Annotated in this window: 29 protein-coding genes and 1 other annotated feature; of the genes, 27 read left to right on the forward strand and 2 right to left on the reverse strand. The window is 54.6% G+C overall.

Annotated elements, in window-relative coordinates; all coding sequences use genetic code 11:
- The first annotated feature begins 6 nt into the window (after positions 1 to 6).
- From BJQ97_RS04575 to pheA, 24 genes are all read left to right on the forward strand, one after another.
- Positions 7 to 468, forward strand: a complete 462-nt coding sequence (locus tag BJQ97_RS04575; RefSeq protein ID WP_160155682.1) for a prepilin-type N-terminal cleavage/methylation domain-containing protein — start codon at positions 7 to 9, stop codon at positions 466 to 468.
- 14 nt (positions 469 to 482) lie between these two features.
- On the forward strand, positions 483 to 1,238 hold the full coding sequence (locus BJQ97_RS04580; RefSeq protein ID WP_160155683.1) for a prepilin peptidase: 756 nt from the start codon (positions 483 to 485) through the stop codon (positions 1,236 to 1,238).
- A gap of 26 nt (positions 1,239 to 1,264) precedes the next feature.
- Positions 1,265 to 2,197, forward strand: coding sequence for a type IV pilus biogenesis protein PilM (pilM, locus tag BJQ97_RS04585; protein WP_160155684.1), 933 nt, complete (start codon positions 1,265 to 1,267; stop codon positions 2,195 to 2,197).
- Entirely contained in the window at positions 2,187 to 2,762 is a 576-nt protein-coding gene (locus BJQ97_RS04590; RefSeq protein WP_160155685.1) for a fimbrial protein, read from the forward strand. Before pilM ends, BJQ97_RS04590 begins: the two co-directional genes overlap by 11 nt.
- Complete coding sequence (locus BJQ97_RS04595) at positions 2,759 to 3,478, forward strand: pilus assembly protein PilO (protein ID WP_160155686.1); 720 nt, start codon at positions 2,759 to 2,761, stop codon at positions 3,476 to 3,478. Before BJQ97_RS04590 ends, BJQ97_RS04595 begins: the two co-directional genes overlap by 4 nt.
- A 21-nt stretch (positions 3,479 to 3,499) precedes the next feature.
- Complete coding sequence (locus tag BJQ97_RS04600; protein ID WP_160155687.1) at positions 3,500 to 3,961, forward strand: type II secretion system protein; 462 nt, start codon at positions 3,500 to 3,502, stop codon at positions 3,959 to 3,961.
- Between the two features lie 116 nt (positions 3,962 to 4,077).
- The gene (locus tag BJQ97_RS04605; RefSeq protein WP_160155688.1) at positions 4,078 to 5,193 is read left to right on the forward strand and encodes a stage II sporulation protein D; all 1,116 of its coding nucleotides are present in this window, start codon (positions 4,078 to 4,080) and stop codon (positions 5,191 to 5,193) included.
- A 323-nt stretch (positions 5,194 to 5,516) separates the two neighbouring features.
- Positions 5,517 to 6,092, forward strand: a complete 576-nt coding sequence (locus BJQ97_RS04610) for a Maf family protein (RefSeq protein ID WP_160155689.1) — start codon at positions 5,517 to 5,519, stop codon at positions 6,090 to 6,092.
- Positions 6,093 to 6,226: 134 nt separating this feature from the next.
- Positions 6,227 to 6,907 carry a RadC family protein gene (gene radC / locus BJQ97_RS04615; RefSeq protein WP_160155690.1) on the forward strand — a complete coding sequence of 227 codons (681 nt, stop codon included), beginning with the start codon at positions 6,227 to 6,229 and terminating at the stop codon, positions 6,905 to 6,907.
- A gap of 158 nt (positions 6,908 to 7,065) precedes the next feature.
- The gene (locus BJQ97_RS04620; protein ID WP_160155691.1) at positions 7,066 to 8,088 is read left to right on the forward strand and encodes a rod shape-determining protein; all 1,023 of its coding nucleotides are present in this window, start codon (positions 7,066 to 7,068) and stop codon (positions 8,086 to 8,088) included.
- A gap of 19 nt (positions 8,089 to 8,107) precedes the next feature.
- Entirely contained in the window at positions 8,108 to 8,974 is an 867-nt protein-coding gene (gene mreC, locus BJQ97_RS04625) for a rod shape-determining protein MreC (protein ID WP_160155692.1), read from the forward strand.
- Positions 8,971 to 9,489 carry a rod shape-determining protein MreD gene (mreD, locus tag BJQ97_RS04630; protein ID WP_160155693.1) on the forward strand — a complete coding sequence of 173 codons (519 nt, stop codon included), beginning with the start codon at positions 8,971 to 8,973 and terminating at the stop codon, positions 9,487 to 9,489. The genes mreC and mreD overlap by 4 nt, the downstream gene beginning before the upstream one ends.
- A 40-nt stretch (positions 9,490 to 9,529) precedes the next feature.
- Positions 9,530 to 10,222: a septum site-determining protein MinC gene (gene minC / locus BJQ97_RS04635; protein ID WP_013144614.1), complete on the forward strand. Its 693-nt coding sequence runs from the start codon at positions 9,530 to 9,532 to the stop codon at positions 10,220 to 10,222.
- 2 nt (positions 10,223 to 10,224) lie between these two features.
- Complete coding sequence (gene minD / locus BJQ97_RS04640; protein WP_013144615.1) at positions 10,225 to 11,028, forward strand: septum site-determining protein MinD; 804 nt, start codon at positions 10,225 to 10,227, stop codon at positions 11,026 to 11,028.
- Positions 11,029 to 11,280: 252 nt separating this feature from the next.
- Positions 11,281 to 12,774: a glycoside hydrolase family 32 protein gene (locus tag BJQ97_RS04645; protein ID WP_160155694.1), complete on the forward strand. Its 1,494-nt coding sequence runs from the start codon at positions 11,281 to 11,283 to the stop codon at positions 12,772 to 12,774.
- 119 nt (positions 12,775 to 12,893) lie between these two features.
- Positions 12,894 to 13,664: a M23 family metallopeptidase gene (locus BJQ97_RS04650; RefSeq protein WP_160155695.1), complete on the forward strand. Its 771-nt coding sequence runs from the start codon at positions 12,894 to 12,896 to the stop codon at positions 13,662 to 13,664.
- On the forward strand, positions 13,657 to 14,517 hold the full coding sequence (locus BJQ97_RS04655) for a site-2 protease family protein (protein ID WP_160155696.1): 861 nt from the start codon (positions 13,657 to 13,659) through the stop codon (positions 14,515 to 14,517). Before BJQ97_RS04650 ends, BJQ97_RS04655 begins: the two co-directional genes overlap by 8 nt.
- Positions 14,518 to 14,779: 262 nt before the next feature.
- Positions 14,780 to 14,859: a sequence feature (ribosomal protein L21 leader region), on the forward strand.
- A gap of 14 nt (positions 14,860 to 14,873) precedes the next feature.
- A complete protein-coding gene (gene rplU / locus BJQ97_RS04660; RefSeq protein ID WP_011232086.1) occupies positions 14,874 to 15,182 on the forward strand; it encodes a 50S ribosomal protein L21 in 309 nt (102 codons plus the stop codon).
- Positions 15,183 to 15,184: 2 nt separating this feature from the next.
- The gene (locus tag BJQ97_RS04665; RefSeq protein ID WP_011232085.1) at positions 15,185 to 15,514 is read left to right on the forward strand and encodes a ribosomal-processing cysteine protease Prp; all 330 of its coding nucleotides are present in this window, start codon (positions 15,185 to 15,187) and stop codon (positions 15,512 to 15,514) included.
- 15 nt (positions 15,515 to 15,529) lie between these two features.
- Positions 15,530 to 15,820: a 50S ribosomal protein L27 gene (gene rpmA, locus BJQ97_RS04670; protein WP_011232084.1), complete on the forward strand. Its 291-nt coding sequence runs from the start codon at positions 15,530 to 15,532 to the stop codon at positions 15,818 to 15,820.
- Between the two features lie 177 nt (positions 15,821 to 15,997).
- Complete coding sequence (locus BJQ97_RS04675; protein ID WP_160155697.1) at positions 15,998 to 16,546, forward strand: sporulation initiation phosphotransferase B; 549 nt, start codon at positions 15,998 to 16,000, stop codon at positions 16,544 to 16,546.
- A 223-nt stretch (positions 16,547 to 16,769) separates the two neighbouring features.
- Positions 16,770 to 18,068: a GTPase ObgE gene (gene obgE / locus BJQ97_RS04680; RefSeq protein ID WP_044730706.1), complete on the forward strand. Its 1,299-nt coding sequence runs from the start codon at positions 16,770 to 16,772 to the stop codon at positions 18,066 to 18,068.
- Positions 18,069 to 18,084: 16 nt separating this feature from the next.
- The gene (locus tag BJQ97_RS04685) at positions 18,085 to 18,528 is read left to right on the forward strand and encodes an ACT domain-containing protein (RefSeq protein WP_044730707.1); all 444 of its coding nucleotides are present in this window, start codon (positions 18,085 to 18,087) and stop codon (positions 18,526 to 18,528) included.
- Between the two features lie 21 nt (positions 18,529 to 18,549).
- Positions 18,550 to 19,398, forward strand: a complete 849-nt coding sequence (gene pheA / locus BJQ97_RS04690; RefSeq protein WP_160155698.1) for a prephenate dehydratase — start codon at positions 18,550 to 18,552, stop codon at positions 19,396 to 19,398.
- Between the two features lie 336 nt (positions 19,399 to 19,734).
- On the opposite strand, the gene BJQ97_RS04695 is transcribed toward pheA, so the two are convergent.
- Together BJQ97_RS04695 and BJQ97_RS04700 are read right to left on the reverse strand one after the other, a co-directional pair.
- Positions 19,735 to 20,274 carry a transcription repressor NadR gene (locus tag BJQ97_RS04695; RefSeq protein ID WP_160155699.1) on the reverse strand — a complete coding sequence of 180 codons (540 nt, stop codon included), beginning with the start codon at positions 20,272 to 20,274 and terminating at the stop codon, positions 19,735 to 19,737.
- Between the two features lie 15 nt (positions 20,275 to 20,289).
- Complete coding sequence (locus BJQ97_RS04700; protein ID WP_160155700.1) at positions 20,290 to 21,414, reverse strand: IscS subfamily cysteine desulfurase; 1,125 nt, start codon at positions 21,412 to 21,414, stop codon at positions 20,290 to 20,292.
- Between the two features lie 105 nt (positions 21,415 to 21,519).
- Here BJQ97_RS04700 and nadB point away from each other — a divergent pair, with 105 nt between their 5' ends.
- From nadB to nadA, 3 genes are read left to right on the forward strand one after another with little or no spacing between them, the layout of a single operon-like run.
- Entirely contained in the window at positions 21,520 to 23,076 is a 1,557-nt protein-coding gene (gene nadB, locus BJQ97_RS04705) for an L-aspartate oxidase (protein WP_160155701.1), read from the forward strand.
- Positions 23,077 to 23,104: 28 nt separating this feature from the next.
- A complete protein-coding gene (nadC, locus tag BJQ97_RS04710; protein WP_160155702.1) occupies positions 23,105 to 23,935 on the forward strand; it encodes a carboxylating nicotinate-nucleotide diphosphorylase in 831 nt (276 codons plus the stop codon).
- 14 nt (positions 23,936 to 23,949) lie between these two features.
- Positions 23,950 to 25,053, forward strand: coding sequence for a quinolinate synthase NadA (nadA, locus tag BJQ97_RS04715; RefSeq protein WP_160155703.1), 1,104 nt, complete (start codon positions 23,950 to 23,952; stop codon positions 25,051 to 25,053).
- Positions 25,054 to 25,090: the final 37 nt, after the last annotated feature.

The raw sequence follows: 25,090 nt of genomic DNA on the forward strand, positions 1-25,090 counted from the left end.
GGAACTATGTTGAAGCGAATCATTAAAAACGAGCGCGGCTTGACGCTCATCGAACTGCTCGCCGTCATCGTCATTTTAGGGATTATCGCGGCGATTGCCATCCCGGCGATTGGGGCCATTATGGACAACTCGAAGAAAGACGCGCATATCGCCAATGCGAAGCAAATGGCCAGCGCGGCGCGGTTAGCCATTGCGGCGGATAATAACACGAAAACGAGTTATACACTAAAAGAATTATACGAGGGTGGATATTTGGAAAATATTCCGAAATCCCCAGGAAAACATTCAACCAACAAGTATCATGAAGAAGAAAGTACAGTGGAGATTGTGAAGGAAACGGATTCTAATAACAAAGTCATTGGTATTTTATATAAGGTGAAACTCGTGGATGGTGACGGAAAATTTACTTACATTGACGGAACGAAAGAAGTAAATGCACTGACGCGAAAGGATGTGAAATTAGAATAGGATGTTTGTCTTAAATGACGGCGGTTGTCTATTGTCTTGCTTTTTTCTACTCCCTCCTCCTCGCCTCGTTCTTTAACGTCGTCGGGCTGCGGGTGCCGGCCGGGGAGTCGATCATCCGGCCGCGGTCGCATTGCCCGGCGTGCGGGCGGACGCTGTCGGCGGGGGAGTTGATCCCAGTCGTGTCGTATGTCATGCAGCGCGGGCGGTGCCAAGGGTGCGGGGGGCGCATCTCCCCCCTTTACCCGACAATGGAACTTGCGACCGCCGCTTTGTTTACCGCGGCTCCCGTTTGGGTCGGCTGGAGCGGGCGGTTGATCGTGGCGTGGACGTTGATCAGCTTGTTTGCCATCATTGTCGTCTCCGATCTTCGCTACATGCTCATCCCCGACCGGGTGCTCCTCGTCTTTGCCGGTTTGTTTTTGGTGGAGCGGCTGGTGATTCCGTTTTTGCCGTGGGCCGATATGTTCCTTGGCGCGGCGGTCGGATTTTCGCTTTTATGGCTGATCGCCGTGCTGTCCAACGGCGGGATGGGGGGCGGCGATGTGAAGTTGTTTGCCGTGCTTGGGTTTGTGCTCGGTTGGAAAATGGTGTTGCTCGCGTTTTTCTTGGCGACGTTGTACGGTACGGTGATCGGGCTTGTCGGCATGGCATTGGGCCGCGTACGGCGCGGCAAGCCGATGCCGTTTGCGCCCGCGATCGCGCTCGGGGCGCTGACCGCGTTTTTCTTCGGAGAAGCGATCGTGCGCGCGTATATTTCACTCATTATGTAAAGATGGCAGAAAGGAAGCAGGCGACTATGGCGTTATGGCGGCGAAAGGCGAAACAGGCGAACATCATCATCAAAGATCATGTCCTCCGCTATGTGGAAGCGAAGACGGGGCATCCTCCCGAGGCAAGGAGATGGGGCGAGCGAGCCTTGCCGCCCGGCATCATTCGCGACGGAAAAATCGCCGATCGGGAAACGTTGGCGATGGTTTTGGACGAATGTGTTGACGAATGGAAACTTGACGGGCGGCGTGTCCGCTTTGTTGTTCCCGATCCGTTTGTGATGATCCGCCATTTGCCGCTTCCCGCTCATTTGCCGGACGAGGACATCCGCGGCTATTTGTTTATGGAGCTTGGCGAATCGATCCCGCTTCCATTCGCCGATCCGGTGTTTGACTACGTCGTCGCCGAGAGGACAGAGGAGGCGCTGAACGTGCTGTTGTTTGCCGCGCCGGAAGAGGCGGTGGCCGACTATGCGGCGCTCTTGGAAGACGCCGGCCTGCGCCCGGTGGCGGCCGATGTGTCCCCGCTTTGCGCCTATCGCCCGTTTTTTGTTGCTGGACAAGCTGCGGTGGACGACCACATTTTGCTTGTCCAGTTTGACGAATCGGCTGTCAATTTGAGCGTCTTCCACCGCCATTTGCCGCAGTTTATGCGCCATGTGCCGCTTGAGGCGCCCGGGGAGCCGACGGCTGCGATCGTCGACCCGTTTATTGACGTGTATAAAGAAATCGAGCGGATGATGAGCTTTTATTCGTTTTCCATCCAGCAAGGAAAACAGCAAATTACGCGCCTCTTCCTCACCGGCGACCATCCGCGGCTTGACGATGTGTTTGCCGTTATGTCAGAGCGGCTTGATGTGCCGCCGGAGCGGCTTTCTCGCTCGCTTGATCCGTTGCCGGACCGTTATCATCTCGCATGGGGATTGGCGTTGAAAGAAGGAATGGCCGACTATGATCGCTGACATCAACTTGCTGCCGCGAAAAGAACCGCGCCGCGCGGCGGGCGCCGTGCTGGCGGCCTTCGCCGTTTTTCTTCTGCTGCTTGGCGCTGGGGGAGGCTACTGGCTGATGGAGCGTGCGAATCAACGGCTCGCGGCGCTTGAAGGGGAGCTTCAGCAAATGCGCGCCGAGCAGGCGGCGATGGAGGCGAAGGGAAAAACGACGGAGCAGCAGCAAGCTGAGCAAGAGCTTGCTAAAGCGGTCCAATGGGCGAACCGTTATCCGCTCAAAACGGTGCCGCTGTTGCGGGCGTTGACCAAACAACTGCCGGAGCGCGGCTTTATCATGAACTTTTCGTATGCCGGTCAAAAGACGGTGACGATGACCGTGCAGTTTGATGCGGCGGAAGAAGCGGCCTATTATTTAGATCGGCTTGAGAAAGTTCATTTGGTCAAAGCTGTCAAATTGACTGGCCTCTCGGCCAGCGGCGAAAGCGGCGGGGCAGAGGAGGAAGCGATCGTGCCGCGGTATATCGCACAATATGAGCTGGAACTTCAGCCGACACGAAAAGAGGGGGGCAACGAATGATGGGCCGCTTTGGCAAATGGCCGCTCGTGTTTGCCGGGGTGTTTCTTCTTGCCGCTCTTTTGTTTGCCGCTTTCTATGTTTTCGTGCTCATGCCGCGCTACGAACAAATGGAGCGGCTCGAGGCGGTCGTACAAAGCGAGAAAAACGTATTGGCTGCAATGAAGAAGCAGGCGGCGGGGAATCGGGAAGAAACGGCGGAGAGCCTGGCGGCTTTGCAGAGGAAAGTGCCGGTGCGCCCGTTCGCCGATCAACTGTTGCTAGTGTTTCAAAAAGCGGAATATATTTCTGACAGCCGGCTATTGAGCGTCAGCTTCGCCGAAGGGCAGGGAACCGGAGAATCTTCTTCGCAAGGGAACGCGAATGGAGCGGAAAGCAAGGCGTCCGGAGACAAGGCGTTGATTCCTCCAAGCGGCATCCAGTCCATCACCGCCCAATTGACGGTGGAATCTCCCTCCTATTATCAGCTTGAACGGTTTTTAGAGGTGCTTGAACACTCCGAGCGCATTTTGGCGGTGGAAGGATTGACGTTTACCGGCCCGCCGGAGTTGACGTCCACCGCTGTTGACGTGCAACCGCTCTCCTATTCCATCCATGTCCGCGCCTTTTACGCGCCACAACTTGAGAAATGGAAACAGCTCATTCCCATCCGCGATGTCCCTCCACCAAGCGGCAAAGACAATCCGCTCGTGGAAGTGGCGCCGTCTTCGGGCCGGTAGCGGGGATGGTGGAAGTCCGATATGCTCATTCGCATGAAGCGGGGGATGACCCTCATTGAACTTTTGGCTGTGTTGGTGATCATCGGCATTATGGCGATGATCATCGGTCTTGCCATGTGGAAGATGATTGATCGGGCGCGCGAGCGGGCGTTTGTTTCCGATGCGTATGGACTATATGAAGCGGCGCGGCTGTATGTCGGCGCGGAAAAAGTGGAGTTTTTGCCAGCCCGTTCTTCTGCCGTATTGTCGTATGGAGAGTTGGTGGAAAACGGCCTGCTTGATCTGATCCGTGATCCGTTTACCGGGAATGTGCTGCCCCCGGAAACGAATTCGTCGTACGTGCTTGTGACGAAGCGGGAGGACGGCGGGGTCGATTACGCCGTTTGCTTGAAAGGCGAGACAAAGCAGCTTTGCACTTATGAGGGGCGCGAGCAGCCGATTCCTGTCGAAGCGCTGGGGACGGAGGCGATTCGCAACCGTTGATGTCGGAAAATGAAGAACAGAAGCCGGGACAAGACGACAAATGTCTTGTTCTTTTTTTTTTCGTTTGTGGTAAGATAGGCGAAAGAAATCGAAGCATGAAGAAGGACGGTGGCCAAATGGACAAGCAGCGCATGCGTATTATGGTGAATATCAACGGCAAGCCCCGCCCATTTACTGTGGAGCGTTCGTCGGAAGGGCGGCCGTCCGAGGAGTCGGGTGGATATCCGGTGGACAGCCATCTAGGGAAAGGACAGCGAGCCAAAAACGAGGCGGATGACAGCCGCCAAGTGAGCGTGTTTCAAGAAGGCGGACCATCCGCAGGCAAGCCATCAACAGGCCTGTGGGTTACGGAGGATGGGCAAGTTCGAGAAGATGTTGAAACGACGGGTTGGGAAGAGGCGGCCGCCCTTGAGGCGGATGAACGGGTCATTTCCGTTTCCGAGGTGATGCAACAAAAGAAAAGCGGCAGACGTCGGCCATGGCGGTTGCCGGCTCAAGCCAAGTCGCTGCTCGCCGCCGCGTTGGTCGCTGCGTTGATCGGCATGGCGTTTGGCATGACGGTGCTGCGCATCATTCCGAAGGAAAAATCTGCTTCGTCGCCGGCATCTGAAGCGATGGTGGAATTGACAAAGCCTGAAACGACGGCGGGCGAAGAAGGGAGAGAGAGCGTCATACGAGCGCCGTTTTCCATTGCGGTCATTCAAGCTGGCGTCTATTCGAATGCGGCGGCGGCCAAGCAGGCGTCCGAATCGATCAAAAGAGCAGGCGTTCCGGTCGTCGTTGCGGGGCAAAAACCGGTAGCGCTCTATATCGCCGTCGGCGCGGATAAGGAAACGTTGCGGGCGGTCAACGATAAATATCGCCAAGCGGTGTCGAGCACGTACGTCAAAGAGCTGTTGTTTTCTGCGGATGCAAAAGCGCGCCGTTTAGAGGTTGTCCAAAAGGGAGAGGCTCTGTACAAACAGATGGCGTCAGTCTCCGTTGCCTTGCTTAGCGGCCGGAATGTCGGCGAGGATGATTGGCGGACGTTGCAAACCGTGTATGATGCATTCGAAAAAAGCAAAATGGACGACGGCAAAACAGCGGGAGGCTATATCGAGGCGCTGAAGCAGGCGTATGCCGCCCTTGCCGCATACAAAGAGCAACGGGATGAAGCGCTGTTGGCCAAAGCCCAGCAACAGCTGCTCGAGGCGCTTGCTGCTTATATCGAATTGGTGCCGCTAGGGAGCTAGAAGCCCCGTTTTTTTTGCCCATTTCATATAGATGGCAGCGAAAACGTTTAACATATCCTTGACGGAAAAGCCGTTTGTCCATTTTTCGACTGTCGCAGGCAAGCCTGTGGCTTGGAAGCCCGAACAACCACCCGCTTTACAGACCCATACATGGGTCTCAAAGCGGCGTTGTTCGGTCGACCGGCAGTCGATCAAATGCTTAGTAAAATCTGCAAATGTTCATGCTTCAAATGGCATGCATACAGAAAATTGCCTTTCACCGCAAAATTTGCTACGATACAAATGAATCTTCCGAGCCGAAACGAGTGAAAGGAGAATGAACGATGCCTCCACGGTTCGTGCTTGCTTCCCGCTCCCCGCGCCGCAGGCAGATCCTCGAGCTGGCCGGCTGGCCGTTTGACGTGCAGGAAAGCCAAGCCGATGAGACGATCGCCCCCGGAACGCCCCCTGATGAAGCTGTCCAACTGCTTGCCCGCCGGAAAGTTCAGGCGGTGGCGCCGTCTGTCCCCGATGCATACGTTCTTGGCGCTGATACAATCGTGGTGTGCGACGGCCGCTTGTTAGGGAAGCCGCGCACGAAAGAAGAAGCATTCGCCATGTTGCGCCTCTTGTCCGGGCGGACGCATGACGTATGGACCGGCGTCGCCATCGCACCCCCTCATGGATCCATCACATCGTTTGCGGAAAAAACAGCAGTCACGTTTTGGGAGCTCGATGACGAGGAAATCGCTGCTTATATTGCGACCGGGGAGCCGATGGACAAGGCGGGGGCTTACGGCATTCAAGGACGAGCCGCCTTGTTTGTCAAACGGATCGAAGGCGACTATTTGACGGTCGTCGGCCTGCCGCTGTCGCGGACGGTCAGGGAATTGCGCCGGCTCGGGTGGCCGACGGCATAGATCAAAGCAAAAGCGGCCGCCGTCTGGCGCTTTTTTGCAAAAGAACGGCTTCGCAAACGGATTCTGCTGTCGTACCGAGGGGCGGTTCAAGCCTCTCCATCTTTCGATGAAGCAAAACAAAAAGGGGGAGTATGATGGCGTGGATGATCCGCGATGTGCCGAAAGACAGCCGACCGCGTGAACGGCTGCTGTCATCAGGGCCGGAAAGTTTATCCGACCATGAACTGATCGCCATTTTGTTGCGCACGGGCACGAAGGAGGAGTCGGTCGTGCAGCTCGCCCAGCGTCTCCTTCGCCATTTTGAGGGGCTGAGGTCGCTCAAAGATGCAACGGTCGAAGAAATGACGAACATCAAAGGGATCGGGCCGACGAAAGCCGTGCAAATTTTGGCGGCGTTGGAGCTCGGCCGACGCATCCACCAGTCCGGCGGCGCCGACCGCTATGTGATTCGTTGCCCGGAAGACGGAGCGAAATACGTCATGGAAGATATGCGCTTTTTATCACAAGAACATTTTGTCGCCATTTATTTAAATACGAAAAATCAAGTCATCTACCGCAAAACGGTGTTCATCGGCAGTTTAAACGCCTCAATTGTCCATCCGCGCGAAGTGTTTAAAGAGGCGATCAAACGTTCCGCCGCCTCAGTCATTTGTGTGCATAACCACCCTTCTGGTGATCCGACTCCAAGCCGCGAAGACATCGATGTGACGAAACGGCTCGCGGAATGCGGCCGCATCATCGGCATCGAGCTCTTGGATCACCTCATCATCGGCGATCAAAAATTCGTCAGTTTGAAAGAAAAAGGCTATGTCTGACGGTTCTCATTTTTTGTCGAATCAGTTATAATATCAACTATGGGTTTTTCCGAATCCGTTCGGGCGGTGTTGTACAATTTATAAATGACTTGACATCCGATCCATGTTGTCAATAGAAAATCTATATGCATTTCGTTTCGGAAAGGAAGATCGATCATATGTTTGGAATTGGGACGAAAGATCTCGGGATTGACTTAGGAACAGCGAATACGCTCGTTTATGTGAAGGGAAAAGGGATCGTTTTGCGCGAGCCGTCGGTTGTCGCCATTCAGCGCGACACGAAGCAAATCGTCGCTGTCGGCAATGAAGCGAAAAACATGATCGGGCGCACGCCGGGCAACATCGTGGCGCTTCGCCCGATGAAAGACGGCGTCATCGCCGATTATGAAACGACGGCGACGATGATGAAATATTTCATTCGCAAGGCCGTCAAAACGAAAGGGTTGTTTGCCAGCAAGCCGTATGTGATGGTATGCGTGCCGTACGGCATCACGGCCGTGGAGGAGCGCGCGGTCATCGATGCGACGCGCCAGGCTGGAGCGCGCGACGCCTATACGATTGAAGAACCGTTTGCGGCCGCGATCGGCGCCAATTTGCCGGTGTGGGAGCCGACCGGGAGCATGGTCGTCGACATCGGCGGCGGTACGACCGAGGTGGCGGTCATTTCGCTCGGCGGCATCGTGACGAGCCAGTCGATTCGCATCGCCGGCGATGAAATGGATGAGGCGATCATTCAATACATCCGTAAAACGTACAATTTGATGATCGGAGAACGGACGGCGGAGGCGATTAAAGTCGAGATCGGCTCAGCCGGAAATCCGGAAGGGATCGGAAACATGGAAATTCGCGGCCGCGACTTGCTCACTGGGCTGCCCAAAACGATCGAAATCAGCGCCGAAGAAGTGGCTGAGGCGTTGCACGATACGGTTTATGCGATCGTCGAATCGGTGAAAAACACGCTCGAAAAAACACCGCCGGAGCTGGCGGCTGACATTATGGACCGCGGCATCGTGCTGACAGGCGGTGGAGCGTTGTTGCGCAATTTGGACAAGGTTATCAGCAAAGAGACGGACATGCCGGTCATCGTCGCGGAAAATCCGCTTGATTGTGTGGCCATCGGCACCGGGAAAGCGCTCGACCACATCGACTTGTTTAAAAACAAGGCGAGAGACTATCGCTGACGATAAGAAGGTGTGACGCATGCCACAGCTTTTTGGGAATAAGCGTCTCATTTTTTTGCTCGTCAGCATCGTCATCCTTGTCATGTTGATCGGCTTTTCGCTGCGCAGCCGCGACGAGTTGACGTGGCCTGAGCAGTTCGTAAAAGACACGGCCGGTTTTGTTCAGCTTCTGTTTGGGAAGCCCGCCCAGCACGTCGCGGGCTTCTTTGAAAATGTGAGCGATCTTCGCCGTACATATAAGGAAAACGAACTGCTGAAGGCGAGACTTGAGGAATATGCGGCGCTTGAGACCGAGGTCGAGGCGCTGCGGCAAGAAAACGAACGGTTGCGCGCGTTGCTCGATAAAAAAGAGAGCTTGCGTGATTTTGTTTCGATTCAGGCGACGGTGATCGGGCGGAACCCGGATCGTTGGCGGGAAACGATCATCATCAACAAAGGCGAGCAACACGGCGTGAAAAAAGATATGGCCGTCATCACCCCAGCGGGGCTTGTCGGCAAGGTGCAGCACGCTTCCCAATTTACGTCCACTGTGCAGTTGTTAAGCGCGCTTGACCAAAACAACCGCATTTCCGCTTATATCCAAGGAAAGGAAAACGTGTTTGGGTTGATCGAAGGCTACGATGAGAAGCGGCGCGAGTTGCTGCTCGGAGAAATTCCGATTGACGCCAAAGTGGAAAAAAGGCAAAAAGTGTTGACTTCCGGTCTTGGGGGCGTGTTTCCGAAAGGGCTGCCGATCGGTGAGGTGACCGAGATCAAGCCGGACCAATACGGATTGACGAAAGTCGTCTATGTCAAGCCGTTTGCCAACTTGTATGATATTGACGATGTCATGATTGTGAAACGAACCATCGATGCAGCACTGCAGGAAAAGGAGGAGGCAAAGTGAACAAGTGGCGTCTCCCTTTCCTTGCGGTGTTATGTTTTGTGAGTGAGAGCCTTTTTGTTGATGTATGGCCAAAAGGCGATTTGTATGTCCACTATTTTTTTGTTCCCCGGTTTTTTCTTGTTTTTCTCGTGTTCACAGCGATGCATTTCGGCGGGACGCGGGCGATGGGGTACGGATTCATCTTCGGGTTTCTGTATGACTGCGTCTACACAGAGCTGCTCGGTGTTTATGCGTTTGCCTATACGCTTATAGCCTACTTGGCGGGCAAAGCGATGAAATGGTTCCACCAAAACTGGTTTGTTGCATCGCTCTTGTCGCTGCTTTCCATTTTGTTGCTTGACAGTTATGTCTACGGCATCCAGCTGTTGATCGGGCGGACCGATTGGTCGTTTTCTGTTTTTTGGAACCGCCGTCTATGGCCGACGCTGCTTCTGAACGTCGCGTTTTTGCTCGTCTTTTCGTACCCGCTCGAACGGCGATTGACAAAAATTCGCCGGTTTGAGCAGGAAGAATAAAAGAGGAAAAACGGCCCGTTTTGTAGAATTATTCGTTGGGGTGAACGTTGTGGCGAAACAAAAGCAGCAGTACGTGACGATTAAAGGGACGAAAGATGGGCTGACGCTGCATCTCGATGACCGCTGCTCGTATGATGATTTATTGAAAGAAATCGAGGAGCGGCTTGTCAAACAAGCTGGCGTCGCGCCAGACAGCCCTCTTGTCTCTGTTCATCTGAAAATCGGGAACCGGTATTTGACGCCTGCCCAAGAGGAAGAGGTGCGTGCGCTCATCCGCCGTTCAAAAAATTTGGTCGTCGATTCGATCGAAAGCAATGTCATGTCGAAAGCAGAAGCGATAGAATGGATGAGAAAAACGGAAATTGTGCCCGTTTCGCGCATTGTCCGTTCGGGACAAGTGCTTCATGTCGAAGGGGATTTGCTGCTGATCGGCGACGTGAACCCTGGCGGAACGGTCATTGCCGGAGGCAACATTTTCATTCTCGGCGCCTTGCGCGGCATCGCCCATGCCGGGTATGCCGGCAATAAACAGGCGATCATCGCGGCATCGGTCATGAAACCGATGCAGCTGCGCATCGGCGACATCATGAGCCGAGCGCCCGATTCGAAAACGGATGAAGGAAATGAAATGGAATGCGCCTATATTGATGAGCATAACCAAATTGTTGTCGACCGCCTTCAGCTGCTTATGCATTTGCGGCCGAACTTGACGCGCTTAGAAAGGAGAATGTGACCGTGGGAGAAGCGATCGTCATCACTTCCGGAAAAGGCGGCGTCGGCAAAACGACGACGACCGCGAACCTTGGGACGGCCCTCGCCATTCTAGGGAAGCGGGTGTGCCTTGTTGACACCGACATCGGGCTGCGCAACCTCGATGTCGTGCTTGGGCTTGAGAACCGAATTATTTATGATTTGGTCGATGTCGTTGAAGGGCGTTGCACGGTGCAAAAAGCGCTTGTGAAAGACAAGCGGTTCGATAACTATTTGTATTTGTTGCCGGCCGCGCAAACGAGCGATAAGTCGGCGGTCAACCCCGCACAAATGAAACAGCTCATTGAGGAGCTGAAACAGGAATACGATTATGTGCTCATCGACTGTCCGGCCGGCATCGAACAAGGCTATCGCAACGCTGTCGCCGGCGCGGATGAAGCGATCGTCGTCACGACGCCGGAAGTGTCGGCGGTCCGCGACGCCGACCGCATCATCGGCTTGCTTGAAGCGGAGGAGCACGTCAAACCGCCGCGCCTCATCATCAACCGCATTCGCAGCCATATGGTGAAAAACGGCGATATGTTGGATGTCGACGAAATCATCTCGCATTTATCGATCGAGTTGCTCGGCATTATCGCCGACGATGAAAACGTGATCAAAGCGTCGAACCGCGGCGAGCCGATTGTGCTGGACCCAAACAGCAAAGCGTCGATCGCCTTCCGCAACATTGCCCGCCGCATCCTCGGCGAGTCGGTGCCGCTCCCGCCGCTTGAGGAAGAGGAGAAGGGGCTGTTTTCAAAGATTCGGAAAATATTTAGTTTGAAATAAGAGAAAGAACGGGGGCAATTTCGGAAATACTAGGAAATTGCCCCTCTCTGTTCGGATGATATTCTAAAAAACTGTAATACAGAGAGGTTGGGAGGAGTTGGTGCAGTTTTGTTGACGGTTTTACTAATCGAGAAGTGATTATACTTTCGTTGCCTCTATATTAATATATCCAAGGAATAAGAAGATTATGAAACAATGAAATCTCAACGATGAGTTGAAAGACTGAATGCATAAGAGAAAGGATGACCCACCATGTCCAACCATGACAGACTTATAGCAGAAGCAGAAAAACGTGTCAAGCTTGCGGAACGCTCCCTGAATGACCGTCAATATCGCCTCGCCTATCATATTATGCCGCCCGTTAATTGGATGAACGACCCGAACGGGTTGATCCAATTTAATGGAGAATATCATGTGTTCTATCAGTTTCATCCCGACAGCCCGGCATGGGGCCCAATGCACTGGGGACACGTGAAAAGCAAGGATTTGGTCCATTGGGAGCGGCTCCCGATCGCGTTGGCTCCGAGCGAACCGTACGACTCGGGGGGCTGCTTTTCAGGCTGTGCGGTCAATGACAACGGGGTGCTTACATTGATTTACACAGGGAATGTATGGCTCGATGAAAAACAAACACAGTTAAAACAATACCAATGTGTGGCGGTGAGTCGCGACGGCATCCATTTTCAAAAGGATCCGGCCAATCCGGTAATCGCTGAGCCGCCTTTTGATTGCCAAGGTCATATTCGCGATCCAAAAGTATGGAAGCGCGGAGATGACTGGTATATGGTGCTTGGTACGCGGGAAGGAGACAATGGCAAGGTCATCCTTTACCGGTCGCGTAACCTCCGCCAATGGCAGTTTGTCGGCGTAGCAGCTGAAAGCGATGGTACATTGGGCTATATGTGGGAATGTCCAGATTTCTTCCATTTGAAAGGGAAAGATATCCTTCTCTTCTCTCCACAAGGAATAGAACCGGAAGGCGACCGGTTTCACAATTTGCATCAGACAGGATACCTTGTTGGGCGATTGGATTATGAGACGGGGAAATTTGTCCATGGTGAATTTAAAGAGCTTGACAAAGGGTTTGATTTTTACGCGGCACAAACGTTTTTAGATGAAAAAGGAAGACGGATTTTATTCGGCTGGATGGATATGTGGGAATCTGCCATGCCGACGCAGGAACGGGGATGGGCCGGGGCGCTCACGATTCCGCGGCTGCTTGAACTTGATGAGGAAGAAGAACTCGTTATGCGCCCGATCCCTGAACTTTCGCTGCTTCGCGAACAGCATATCCAGCAGCCGCCTTTTACGGTCGTCCCCGGCCAGCGCGGCTATTTGTCGACGGTCCACGGTGACCGTTTGGAGATGAAGATCGAATTTTCTTTACAGGATTTCCAAGGCCGCTCCTTCGGATTAAAAGTGCGTTGTTCCCCGGATTTTGAGGAGGAAACGGTGCTCATGTATGATGCGGCCTCTTCAGCAGTAATCTTCGACCGAAACCGTTCCGGCCAAGGGGAAAAAGGAATTCGGCGCGCCCGTTTAAACATCCGCGGCCAAACAACACTAGTGTTCCATGTCTTTATTGACCGCTCGTCGATTGAGCTGTTTGTGAACGGCGGAAAAATCGTGATGACCGGAAGAATTTATCCGGGCAAGGCAAGCCAATTGGTCGACTTATTCGCAGAGGGCGGCAACGTCAATGTGTTGTCGTGCGAGATATGGAGATTAAAAGATATTTGGGCATAGGGAGGGGTTAAGTCGGGCCTCCTTTTTCTTTTTATGCCGGTTTCCAATGTACGCTCATATTCAAACAGGTTGTCTCATAAATTAGTACAAACGTTGTTGGAAAGGTGGAGGGGGGACGTATGGACCGACGTGTTCGGGAAATCAGAAAACGGATTGAACGGCGGCGAAAAGAGCGCCAATATTATGAGGCGAAGCGGCGAAAGGAACCGGATTGGGAAGCGGCGGACGAGGAGCGGTACGGGCTGCCGGTCGTCACGTATGACCGCTATTCGTTTGAATCAGAGCCGCATCCGCTATTTCGCAAGGAGTGGTTTCTTTTTCAAACGCTCATAGCCGCTTGTCTCGTGCTCGTGACGGCCATTTTGTTCCGGCATCCGTCCGCTTCGCTCGATCCAGCGCGCCAGTTTGTCAAGAGGACGATGGAAACGGAGTTTCAGTTTGCGGCCGTCTCAGCCTGGTATGAAAAAACGTTCGGCGAGCCGCTTGCCTTTTTCGCCCCGAAAAAGGAAGAAAAGGTGAAAACGGCTTCATCCTATGCAGTGCCGGCTTCTGGACGGATTTTGGAAAGTTTTGAAAAAAACGGGGAGGGCGTGACGATCGAAACCGAGAATGGAGCCAAAGTGGAAGCGATGAAAGAAGGGATTGTCACCTTTGCCGGTACGAAAGACCGTCTCGGCAAAACGGTCATCATCCAACATGCGGACGGCACGGAGACATGGTATGGACATTTGGGGGCCATTTCGGTGAAATTGTATGATTTTGTAGAAATGGGGCAGGAAGTTGGCACGGCCGAGGCGAGCGAGGTAAATAAACAGAAAGGGCTGTTTTATTTTGCTATTAAACAAGGAGATGAATTTATCGATCCGATTCAGGTGATTTCCTTTGAATAAGTATATAGCGCTGCTCGGGAAGCTGCACGTCCACCCGCTGTTATGGCTGATCGGCGGCATCGCGGTGCTTACCGCCCATTTCAAGCAGCTTTGCCTATTGTTTTTCATCGTCCTCGTTCATGAACTCGGCCATGCGTCGGCAGCCGCGTTTTTCTCTTGGCGGGTGAAGCGGATTTTGCTGCTGCCGTTCGGCGGAGTGGCGGAAGTCGAAGAGTACGGCAACCGCCCATTCCGCGAGGAGTGGATCGTGACGCTCGCCGGGCCGGCCCAGCATCTGTGGCTCGTAGCGGCGGCGTTTTGTTTGTGGAAGGCCGGCATGATGGATGGCGGAAGCTGGGAGCTCTTTTTTCGCTACAATGCGGCCATTTTCGCTTTGAACTTGCTGCCGATCTGGCCGCTGGATGGAGGCAAGCTATTGTTTCTACTGCTGTCCTACCGCCGCCCGTTCAGCGAAGCGCACCGGAACACGGTCGCCGTATCGGCCGCCGCGCTTGCTGTCGGCGTCGTTCTTTTGTTGGTGTTGGCGCCGCGCCAGCTTGATTTATGGGCGATCGCCGGCTTTTTGGCTCATGCTCTTTTGCAGGAGCAAAAGCAGCATCCGTATGTCGTTATGCGCTTTTTGCTTGAGCGGTATTATGGAAACAAAGGCGGCTATACAAAGCTGCGGACGATTACGGCGCCGGCGGACGAATGCATCTCGGCCGTGTTGCAGCGATTTTACCGCGGACAAAAGCATGCGATCATCGTCGTTCGCGACGGGAGCGAACGGGCGACGCTCGATGAAAACGAGCTGCTGCATGCGTTTTTTGCCGAAAAGCGAGCCGATGCGCCGCTTGGCGCTCTCATCTATTGATTGTGGCTATATGATGCAACGAAAACGTTTAACATATCTTTGGCGGAGAAGCCACTTATTTTTTCGACAATCGAGTCGATCCAATGCTCAGTAAAAGCTTCAAATGGCATCTATATAGTCATTTGCGCCGTTTCATCATCGTCCGCCGGGGGACGAAGGTGACGGTTGACGGCCGGCCGTTTCTATGTTACGATAAATGACGTTGTAGACTTTTTGTCCTGCCAACAAGGGCAAAAGAGGGCGGCTGTCGCAAAAAGACGCACCCGCACTACAACCGCTCAGCGCGGGCGATGAAGCGCTCCGTCCTGGGCCGCCTTGGCGCTGGCGAGTCTGAGTCCATGAAGGAGGTGCGATGCATGTACGCAATTATCGAAACTGGCGGCAAACAATTGAAAGTCGAAGAAGGCCAAGAAATTTACATCGAAAAATTGGATGCGAATGAAGGCGATACGGTCACGTTTGACAAAGTGCTGTTCGTCGGCGGGGAAACGGTGAAAATCGGCAACCCGACGGTCGAAGGCGCAACCGTGACGGCGAGAGTGCAAAAACACGGCCGACAAAAGAAAATTATCGTCTTCAAATATAAAGCGAAAAAGAACTATCGCCGCAAACAAGGCCACCGTCAGCCGTACACGAAAGTCGTCATCGAGAAAATCAACGCGTAAAGATGATCCGCGTCACGATTGAACGGGAAGCGGACGGCCGCATCCGCGCGTTTACGATGGAAGGGCATGCCCATTTTGCGAAACGCGGGCAGGACATTGTATGCGCCGGCGCTTCGGCGGTCTCGTTCGGCACGATCAACGCCATCGAGACACTTATTGGCGTAAGCCCGCACGTTTCGCTCGGCAAAGACGGCGGCTACCTCCGCTGCGAGCTTCCGGAGCTGGAAGAAGCGGCGGCAGAGAAAGTGCAGTTGTTGTTGGAAGCGATGGTCGTTTCACTAAAGACGATCGAACGCGATTACGGAACATTTATCCGCGTGACATCCATCTAGCGGGAGGTGACTGCCATGCTGAGACTTGACCTGCAATTTTTTGCTTCGAAAAAAGGGGTCGGTTCGACAAAAAACGGCCGCGACTCGATCGCGAAACGTCTTGGCGCAAAACGGGCTGACGGTCAATTCGTCACCAGCGGTTCGATTTTGTACCGTCAACGCGGAACGAAAGTCCATCCGGGCTTGAACGTCGGCCGCGGCGGCGACGATACGCTGTATGCGAAAATCGACGGCATCGTCCGCTTCGAGCGGCTCGGCCGTGACCGCAAACGCGTCAGCGTCTATCCGGTCAGCCAAGAAGCGTAATCGATGTGGAAAAAGCTCTAACCGTTCGGTTAGAGTTTTTTTCTTTTTGGCGTAGAAAAATCGTTCTCGTTTAATGTCAAAAAATGTTATAGTAAAAATACATGCCTCCCCCATAGCCGGGAGGCGGAACTCCAAGCGAGGCAGGGAGCCTGCGCTTAGTGGATAGGGGAGCGTCGGATGGAGAAGCGATGGACTGTCGTTGAGGTGATGCGCCATGCTCGCCATGACTGGTTGAACAAAATCCAGCTCATCAAAGGGCATTTGGCGCTTAATAAAATCGAACGGGTGCAGGAAATTATTGAAGACATGATCGGCGAGATGCATCAGGAAGCGCGATTGACAAATTTGAAGGCTGAGCGGTTCGCTGAGCTTGTCATGACTTATAACTGGGAGCCGCGCCCGCTCGTTCTTGAGTATGAAATCACGGACGGCGAAGCCGATTGGTCGCGGTGTGATGAACAGCTGGCTGAATGGTGCCGCGCATTTTTTCGTCTGCTCGAAGCGCAATCCGATGAGCGGACAGAAAACCATTTATGTTTGTCCATTGAACTGTCCGACCGACGGGCGGCGCTGTTTTTGGATTACCGCGGCACGTTTAGGGATGGCGAAACCATTCGTGCTTGGCTTGAGCGCTGTGAACCATCACCGCCGCTTCGGCTCGCGTCGTTTGCTGTTGGCGAGGGCGAATTGACGGTGGAGCTTGAGCTTTTGGCGGCGGAATCTTGATCGTTGAGTGGACGAAGGAGAATGGACGAGCCCATGGAGTGCGGACGGATCGATCCAATCGGGCCGAAAAGCGGCGGCTGGGCTTGAACCGCCCGCCAGCCTGCAGACGGCCGATGCTTGCGTACATATTGACATCATGGAATCGACTCTGTATACAATAATAAGTATTAGTCATACTCATTTCACCATGATACCATGATGGAAGCGAATCGGAGGAACAGCCATGTTTGTTGATCAGGTGAAAATTTATGTGAAAGGCGGGGACGGCGGCAACGGCATGGTCGCGTTCCGCCGGGAAAAATACGTCCCAAAAGGCGGGCCGGCCGGCGGAGACGGCGGCAAAGGCGGCGATGTCGTCTTTGTCGTGGATGAAGGGCTGCGGACGTTGATGGATTTCCGCTACCAGCGCCATTTTAAAGCGCCGCGCGGCGAAAACGGCATGTCGAAAAATCAACACGGAAAAAATGCGGAAGACTTGGTTGTCAAAGTGCCGCCTGGGACGGTCGTCATTGATGCGGACACAAACGAAGTGCTGGCTGATTTGACAGAAGCGGGACAACGATTTGTCGTTGCCAAAGGTGGGCGCGGCGGGCGCGGCAACACCCGATTTGCGACGGCGTCCAACCCAGCGCCGGAAATTGCGGAAAACGGCGAACCGGGCGAAGAGCGCAACATCATTTTAGAGCTGAAGCTTCTCGCTGACGTCGGGCTGGTCGGGTTTCCAAGCGTCGGCAAATCGACGTTGCTGTCGGTCGTCTCCGCAGCCCGTCCGAAAATCGCCGAGTACCATTTTACGACGCTCGTTCCGAACTTGGGCGTTGTCGAAACAGAAGATGGGCGCAGTTTTGTGATGGCCGACTTGCCGGGATTGATTGAAGGGGCCCATCAAGGGGTCGGGCTTGGGCATCAGTTTTTGCGCCATATTGAACGGACGCGCGTCATCGTCCATGTCATCGACATGGCGGCGGTCGAAGGGCGTGATCCGTACAACGATTATCTCGTCATCAACGAAGAGCTGAAACAGTACAATTTGCGCTTGACCGAGCGGCCGCAAATTGTTGCCGCCAATAAAATGGACATGCCGAACGCCGAGGAAAACTTGCGCCGCTTCAAAGAGAAAGTTGGCGATGCGGTGCCGGTCTTTCCGATTTCGGCGGCGACAAGACAAGGAGTGCGCGAGCTGTTGTTTGCCGTCGCCGACCTGTTGGAAACGACGCCGGAATTCCCCCTTCATGAACGGGAAGATCCGGCCGTGCAGCGCGTCGTGTACAAATATGAAAAAGAGGAGCCGCCGTTTACGATCACCCGCGCCAGTGATGGAGCATTCATTTTGGCGGGCGACAAAATCGAAAAGTTGTTTAAGATGACGGATTTCTCGCGCGAAGAATCGGTGCGCCGCTTCGCCCGCCAGCTTAAGGCGATGGGAGTGGATGATGCGCTGCGCGAGCGCGGCGCGAAAGACGGAGACACGATCCGGTTGCTTGATTACGAGTTCGAGTTTGTCGACGACTGGGATGAATAGAGCGGGGGAAGGTGCCGTGGAGAAAAAATTTTATTTGGTGCGCGAAGACGTCCTGCCGGAAGCAATGAAGAAAGTCGTGCTCGCTAAACAGCTGCTTGAGCGGAAAAAAGCCGCCTCGGTCGCCGAGGCGGCGCAGCTCGCCAACATCAGCCGCGGCGTTTTTTATAAATACCGTGATGCCATTTTTCCGTTCCAAGCGGTGACGAAAGAAAACATCGTCACGCTCTTTTTCCATTTAGAAGACCGCTCCGGAACGTTGTCAAAGCTGCTTGGCGTTGTGGCGGCGGCCGGTTGCAACGTGCTGACCATCCATCAAACGATTCCGCTTCAAGGGAGGGCGAACGTGACGCTGTCGGTCAGCACAAACGATATGAACGAGGAGATTGATGAGCTCCTCGCTAAGCTCAAACAGCTCGAATTTGTCGAAAAAGTGGAAATTGTCGGTTCGGGAGTGTATTAAAGCAAGGGAGAGGCAAACGAGATGAAAATCGGTTATTTAGGACCGAAGGCGACGTTCACCGAAGCGGCGGCTGCTCTTCTTTTTCCGTCGCAGCCGCGGGAGCCGTATGACACGATTCCCGATTGCATTGACGCCGCGGCGGCCGGAGAGATTGAAGCGGCTGTGGTGCCGCTCGAAAACGCCTTGGAAGGATCGGTCAGTTTGACACTCGACTATTTAATTCATGAACAGCCGTTGCCGATCATCGGCGAAATCGTTGTGCCGATCGAGCAGCATTTGATGGTGCACCCATATTTCACCCCGCATTGGCGCGAAGTGAAAGAAGTGTATTCCCACTCGCACGCCATCGCCCAATGCCGGAAGTTTTTGCATACGGTGCTGAAAGGCGCGAAGCAAGTGCCGATGACGTCAACGAGCGCCGCCGCGAAATTTGTCAGCGAGCATCCGCACTTGCCGGCGGCGGCGATCGCCAACCGGCTGGCGGCGGAAAAATACGGGCTAGTGATCGTGCAGGAACACGTCCACGATTACGATTACAACCATACGCGCTTTATTGTCGTCAGCCGGCGCAAAGAGCCGCTTTCGCCTGCTTCGCCTCTTTATGCCGGCGACAAGACGACCGTGGTCGTCATGCTGCCGCAAGACCGTCCGGGCGCACTCCATCAAGTGTTATCAGCGTTTGCCTGGCGGCGGCTCAATTTGACGAAAATCGAATCGCGCCCAGCGAAAACGGGCCTTGGAAACTATTTCTTTATTATTGACATCGACGCGCCGATGGATGACGTCCTCATCCCGGGGGCGATCGCGGAAATTGAGGCGCTCGGCTGCACAGTGCAGCTGTTGGGCAGCTATCCATATTATTTTGCTTGACGCAGACAAAAACACGCGGGCGGTCTGCTGCCGTCCCCCTGTTCCTTTTTATATAGATGCAACGAAAACGTTTACCATATCCTTGACGGAAAAGCGGCTTGTCCATTTTTCGACTGACGGAGGCAAGCCCGTGGCTTGCCTCCGTCACGCCTTGGCGTGACGGAAGACCGAACAACTGTCCGCTTTGCCCCTTACATGGGTCTGGAAGCGGCGTTGTTCGGTTGATCCAATGCTTGGTAAAAGCTGCAAATGTGAAAGCTTCAAATGGTATCTATAATAGATGGCCTGCCGTGCAGTATTCCGCAGGGAATGAACTGATGTTCGGCCAGATCCAGTTTACGCTTCGATGAGGAAGCCGGCTTGTTTCAAGGCGCGGCAGGCGGCGTCAAGCTTCACTGGTGAATCGGCTTCCAACGTATGCAAATGGGTTCCGTCTGTCAGCTGCAACAAATACGACGATTTTGTCGCCTCGATTTTGGCGATGAATTGGTCGACTTCCAGACGGTTGCTCACCATGATCGAGGCGGTTAAATCGCCGTAGACCGGATGCTCGATTTTGACGTCCTTGACCGTCACGCCACAATCCACGAGCAAATACAACTCTTCTTTCGTCTGTTCTGGCGTATGGAAGCAGGCGACCGTCCTCGTGTACGTTTTGGCCGGTTCAGCCGGCTTTAAATACAAATAGCCTTGGCTTGTGGCGATGATTGGTTCGTTGCGCGCCTTTAACAGTGAAATGTCTTGGACGATCACTTGGCGGCTGACGTTCGTTTTCGCTGCCAGCTCAGCCCCCGTGAGCGGCGCTTCGCTTTCTTTCAACCATTGCAAAATGAGCTGGCGCCGCTTTTCCCCTAAAATTTTCTTTTCCTCTTTCACCCGCCATTCCTCCTTTCATGACGATGTAAGTCGCTCCAATGTGGAAACGAACTGGTCGATCTCCGCTTCGGTCGTGGCCGCGCCCAATGAGACGCGGATGAATTGCTTCGCTTCTTCAGGCGTTTTCCCGACGGCGAGCATCGTCCGCGACGGCGCCTGCAGCCCGACTTGGCAGGCGCTGCCGGTGGAAATGGCGATGCCGGCGCGGTTGCATTCAAGCATCACAAGCTGCCCTTCGTACCCAGCGACGGACAAACCGATAATATGGGCAAGACGGAAATCGGGATGGCCTTCCACCGTCACCGGCAGCTGTTTGGCGGCGATGGCGTGAAGCAGCCGATTTCGCAGTCGTTCCAAACGCGACTGTTCGTCCGCCATTCGTCGATGGAGTTGCTGCGCGGCCGTAATGAAGGCGGCAATACCCGGTACGTTGACCGTTCCCGGCCGAAAGCCTGATTCGTGCGTCGCTCCTGGGAATACCGGCTTCCAATGCCGGCGCGGGTTGATGTACACAGCGCCGACCCCTTTGGGACCGTACACTTTATGGGCGGAAACGGATAGGCTGTCCAGTCCTATCTCTTGAACATCTAGCTGTATTTTAGCAAAAGTTTGCACGCAGTCGCTATGAAAAAGGACGCCGTGTGCCCGCAGGAGGCGGCCGATGTCGGCAAGCGGCTGAATCGTGCCGATTTCCGAGTTGGCGTGCTGGATGGAAGCAAGGATCGTCTTCGGCGTGATCGCCCGCTCCAAATCGGCAAGTCGAATGCGTCCGAATCGGTCGACGGGCAAATACGTGACCGTATATCCTTCTGTTTCCAGCTGTTTGAACAGGTGATGGAGCGAGGCATGCTCGATTTCGGTCGTGATCAGGTGGTTTCCCTTATGCCGGTAGGCGGCAGCTAACGAACGGATTGCGAGCACGTTCGCTTCTGTTCCGCCGCTTGTGAAATAAATCCCTTCCGCTTCTCCGTTAATCATGGCGGCGAGCTCGCGCCGGCATAAGGCAAGCAGTTGTTTCGCTTTCGTTCCGATGTCATGCAAGCTGCTTTCGTTGCCAAAGTATACGGACGCCGCTTCAGCGTAAGCGGCGATCGCCTCTTGGCACATTGGCGTCGTGGCCGCGTAATCCAAATAAATCATATTCCCCCGCCTTTGCATCATTTTTTCGCCAAACCTCTTGCCATTAGTTTAAATATGTGTAAATATAGATGTCAAGACAGGTGAAAAGAAAGGGGGCGTCCGAGAGTGAAGGAAGGTGGCGTGATTATCGTCGGAAGCGGGCTGGCTGCGTTAACGGTCGCGTATCATTTATCTGAGCTCGACCATGTGATGATATTCACGAAAAAACGCCGCACCGACAGCAATTCATGGCGGGCGCAAGGAGGGGTGGCCGCGGCGCTGGCAGAGAGCGACGATTGGCGCGCTCATTTTCGCGATACGATGGTCGCCGGCTGCTTTCATAACGATGAGCGAATGGTCGAGCGGCTCGTCCGCGAAGGACCAAGGCGGCTGCAAGAATGGATCAACGCCGGCATGGCGTTTGATCGGGACGAACGCGGTCGGTTTTGTTTCGGCCTTGAAGGCGGGCATAGCCACCGCCGGGTTTTGCACGCGGGCGGCGATCAAACGGGCAAAGCACTCGTTACGTTTTTGCTTGAGCGGCTCGAGGGACGCGTATGGATGGAGGAAGGAGAGCAAGTGATCGATTTGCTTGTGGAAGAGGGGCGTTGCGTCGGGGTGAAAACGAAGCGGGAAGACGGTTCGGTGTCCATTTGGCCGGCGTCGGCCGTCGTGTTGGCGACCGGTGGATGCGCCGGATTGTATACGTTCACTTCCAATGCGCCGACGGCGACTGGCGACGGCATTGCCATGGCGTACCGCGCCGGTGCGGCGGTGGCGGATATGGAGTTTATCCAATTTCATCCGACGATGCTCATTGCCGGCGGAAAAGCGGTCGGGCTCGTCTCGGAAGCGGTGCGCGGCGAAGGGGCGGTGCTTGAGGCGGAAGACGGAAGACCGCTGATGGACGGCGTCCATCCGCTTCGCGATCTCGCCCCGCGCGACATCGTCGCCCGAGCGATCGCGGCGGAACTCGATCGCGGCGGCCGCGTGTATTTGAATATTTCCCGCGTTTCTCATTTTCGCCGCCGCTTTCCGACGATCGCTGCGCTATGTGAGGCCTATGGCGTTGACCTTGAAGCCGGCCGCCTTCCTGTCGCGCCGGGCGCCCATTTTTTAATGGGCGGCGTTGTCGTCAACGAGTGGGGGCAGACGACGGTGCCGGGCTTGTACGCCGTCGGGGAAGCGGCGTGCACCGGTGTGCACGGCGCCAACCGGCTTGCGAGCAACTCATTGCTTGAAGCGATTGTCTTTGGATTCCGTGCGGCCTGCGCCATCCGCCGTCAGGCGGCGTGGCCGGAAACGGCGCACCAAGCGGATTCATCCAGCCCGCGTCGTTTGATTGTACCACGGCTGCCCGAGCGGACGTTGCTCTGCGAACAGCTGTCAACATTTGTCGGCATCGTCCGCGACGGTGATCGTCTTCGAAAAGTGGTCGACTGGTTGGAACAGTTTTCGTTGTCGGATTGGCTGGATGGCGACCTAGAACGATTGTCGGCAGAGGAGATTGAAACAGGATATATGCTGCTAGTGGGCTGGCTTGTCGCTTCATCAGCGCTTGGGCGCACGGAAAGCCGCGGCGGCCATTACCGGAGTGATTTTCCGTGTGAACGCCCAAAGTGGCGGGGGCGGCGCCTCGTGCGGACGAAAGAAGAGTGGGCCCGCCTTGGGGCTGGGAGGTAAAGCGGCAAAGAAAACGGGGGGATGAAAGATGAACCGGTTGAAGCTCGAACAACTGTTGCGACAGTTTTTTCTTGAAGATATTGGCGACGGCGATGTGACGAGCGAGACGATGTTTCCGGCTCATGAACGGGCATCAGGCATGTTTATGGCCAAAGCGGACGGGGTGGTAGCCGGTGTCGGCATTATTGCGGCGGGCTATCATCTGCTGGATCCGCGCGTCGAAGTCACCATCATGAAACAGGACGGCGAACGGGTCCAAGCCGGCGAAACGATCGCCGTCGCATCCGGACCGGTCGGGCCGCTGTTGTCCGGTGAGCGCGTCATTTTAAACTTGCTGCAGCGGTTAAGCGGCATTGCCACCTTGACGCGACAGGCCGTTGACTTGCTTGGCAATAGCTCCACACGCATTTGCGACACGCGGAAAACGACGCCGGGGCTGCGCATGCTTGAAAAATATGCCGTCACATGCGGCGGCGGCTACAATCACCGCTTTGGCTTGTACGACGGTGTCATGATTAAAGACAACCATATCGCCTTTTGCGGATCGATCGCCCGCGCCGTCAAAACGGTTCGGGAGCGGCTTGGGCATATGGTGAAAATCGAAGTAGAGACCGAAACGGAAGACGAAGTTCTCGAGGCGGTCGAAGCCGGGGCGGATGTCATTATGTTTGACAACCGGACGCCGGATGAGGTGCGGGCGTTCGTCCGGCTTGTGCCAAAGCCGATCATCACGGAAGCGTCGGGGGGAATTACGCTCGCCAATGTGGCGGCGTACGGCGCGACCGGAGTCGACTACATTTCGCTCGGATGTTTAACCCATTCCGCCCCGGCGCTCGATATGAGTTTCAATTTGCGATAATGGAGGAGAGAACTGTGAACGTCCTTGAACAGTTGAAACGGCTGGATGAGATGCCGGAACGGTATAAAACGATGGAACGAAGCGAGCTCGAAACACGCGCCCGCGCGGTGAAAGAACGGTTCGGCAGGCGCCTTTTCATCCCGGGCCATCACTACCAAAAGGATGAGGTCATTCAGTTCGCCGATGCGACCGGCGATTCGCTTCAGCTTGCCCAACTCGCGGCGAAAAACAGCGATGCGGAATATATTGTGTTTTGCGGCGTCCGTTTTATGGCGGAAACCGCCGATATTTTAACGAGCGACAATCAAGCAGTCATTTTGCCGGATTTGCGCGCCGGTTGTTCGATGGCTGATATGGCTGATATTTTCCAAGTCGAACGGGCATGGGCGGCGCTGATTGAGCGGTTTGGCGAGACGATCGTGCCGCTTGTGTACGTCAATTCGACCGCGGCGATTAAAGCGTTTGTCGGCCGCCATGGCGGAGCGACCGTCACCTCGTCGAACGCGAAAAAGATGATGGCTTGGGCGTTTTCACGGAATGAACGAATTTTCTTTTTGCCGGATCAGCATTTAGGGAGAAATACGGCCTATGCGCTCGGCATCCGTCTTGACGAGATGGCGGTGTGGGATCCGCATGAGGAGACGCTCCAAGGGGCGGACGATCTCGACAAGGCGAAAGTCATTCTTTGGAAAGGACATTGCTCCGTGCATGAAAACTTCACCGTGCGGCAAATCGAGCATATTCGACGGATGAAGCCGGGAATCCATGTCATCGTCCATCCGGAATGCAGCTGGGAGGTCGTCCAGCAAGCAGACTACGCCGGTTCGACAAAATACATTATTGAAACGATCCGCAATGCTCCACCCGGCACCCAGTGGGCGATTGGAACGGAAATGAATTTGGTGAACCGGCTGAAGAATGAACATCCAGACAAAGAAATTGTTTCTCTCAATCCATATATGTGCCCGTGTTTAACGATGAATCGAATTGATTTGCCGCATTTCGTCTGGGCGCTCGAATCGTTGGAACAAGGGGTGGTTGTCAACCGCATCACCGTTCCGAAAGACATCGCCGCAGAGGCAAAAGAGGCGCTCGACCGCATGCTTTCGCTTGCCTAGCTTTTTCCCTGGCTTGACGAGGAGGGATCCTCGTTTG

Source organism: Geobacillus sp. TFV-3 (assembly GCF_009901865.1).
In the GTDB taxonomy this organism is placed as follows: Bacteria; Bacillota; Bacilli; order Bacillales; family Anoxybacillaceae; genus Geobacillus; species Geobacillus thermoleovorans_A.

Bases quoted from the DNA above. Each gene is read 5' to 3' on its own strand.
- nadC (WP_160155702.1), top strand. From the start codon at position 23,105: ATGAACCGGTTGAAGCTCGAACAACTGTTGCGACAGTTTTTTCTTGAA.
- BJQ97_RS04610 (WP_160155689.1), top strand. From the start codon at position 5,517: ATGCCTCCACGGTTCGTGCTTGCTTCCCGCTCCCCGCGCCGCAGGCAG.
- BJQ97_RS04590 (WP_160155685.1), top strand. From the start codon at position 2,187: ATGATCGCTGACATCAACTTGCTGCCGCGAAAAGAACCGCGCCGCGCG.
- BJQ97_RS04595 (WP_160155686.1), top strand. From the start codon at position 2,759: ATGATGGGCCGCTTTGGCAAATGGCCGCTCGTGTTTGCCGGGGTGTTT.
- BJQ97_RS04700 (WP_160155700.1), bottom strand. From the start codon at position 21,414: ATGATTTATTTGGATTACGCGGCCACGACGCCAATGTGCCAAGAGGCG.
- BJQ97_RS04675 (WP_160155697.1), top strand. From the start codon at position 15,998: ATGGAGAAGCGATGGACTGTCGTTGAGGTGATGCGCCATGCTCGCCAT.
- BJQ97_RS04650 (WP_160155695.1), top strand. From the start codon at position 12,894: ATGGACCGACGTGTTCGGGAAATCAGAAAACGGATTGAACGGCGGCGA.
- mreC (WP_160155692.1), top strand. From the start codon at position 8,108: ATGCCACAGCTTTTTGGGAATAAGCGTCTCATTTTTTTGCTCGTCAGC.
- BJQ97_RS04665 (WP_011232085.1), top strand. From the start codon at position 15,185: ATGATCCGCGTCACGATTGAACGGGAAGCGGACGGCCGCATCCGCGCG.
- BJQ97_RS04575 (WP_160155682.1), top strand. From the start codon at position 7: ATGTTGAAGCGAATCATTAAAAACGAGCGCGGCTTGACGCTCATCGAA.
- BJQ97_RS04645 (WP_160155694.1), top strand. From the start codon at position 11,281: ATGTCCAACCATGACAGACTTATAGCAGAAGCAGAAAAACGTGTCAAG.
- rpmA (WP_011232084.1), top strand. From the start codon at position 15,530: ATGCTGAGACTTGACCTGCAATTTTTTGCTTCGAAAAAAGGGGTCGGT.
- BJQ97_RS04605 (WP_160155688.1), top strand. From the start codon at position 4,078: ATGGACAAGCAGCGCATGCGTATTATGGTGAATATCAACGGCAAGCCC.
- obgE (WP_044730706.1), top strand. From the start codon at position 16,770: ATGTTTGTTGATCAGGTGAAAATTTATGTGAAAGGCGGGGACGGCGGC.
- pilM (WP_160155684.1), top strand. From the start codon at position 1,265: ATGGCGTTATGGCGGCGAAAGGCGAAACAGGCGAACATCATCATCAAA.
- pheA (WP_160155698.1), top strand. From the start codon at position 18,550: ATGAAAATCGGTTATTTAGGACCGAAGGCGACGTTCACCGAAGCGGCG.
- BJQ97_RS04600 (WP_160155687.1), top strand. From the start codon at position 3,500: ATGCTCATTCGCATGAAGCGGGGGATGACCCTCATTGAACTTTTGGCT.
- BJQ97_RS04620 (WP_160155691.1), top strand. From the start codon at position 7,066: ATGTTTGGAATTGGGACGAAAGATCTCGGGATTGACTTAGGAACAGCG.
- rplU (WP_011232086.1), top strand. From the start codon at position 14,874: ATGTACGCAATTATCGAAACTGGCGGCAAACAATTGAAAGTCGAAGAA.
- BJQ97_RS04580 (WP_160155683.1), top strand. From the start codon at position 483: ATGACGGCGGTTGTCTATTGTCTTGCTTTTTTCTACTCCCTCCTCCTC.
- radC (WP_160155690.1), top strand. From the start codon at position 6,227: ATGGCGTGGATGATCCGCGATGTGCCGAAAGACAGCCGACCGCGTGAA.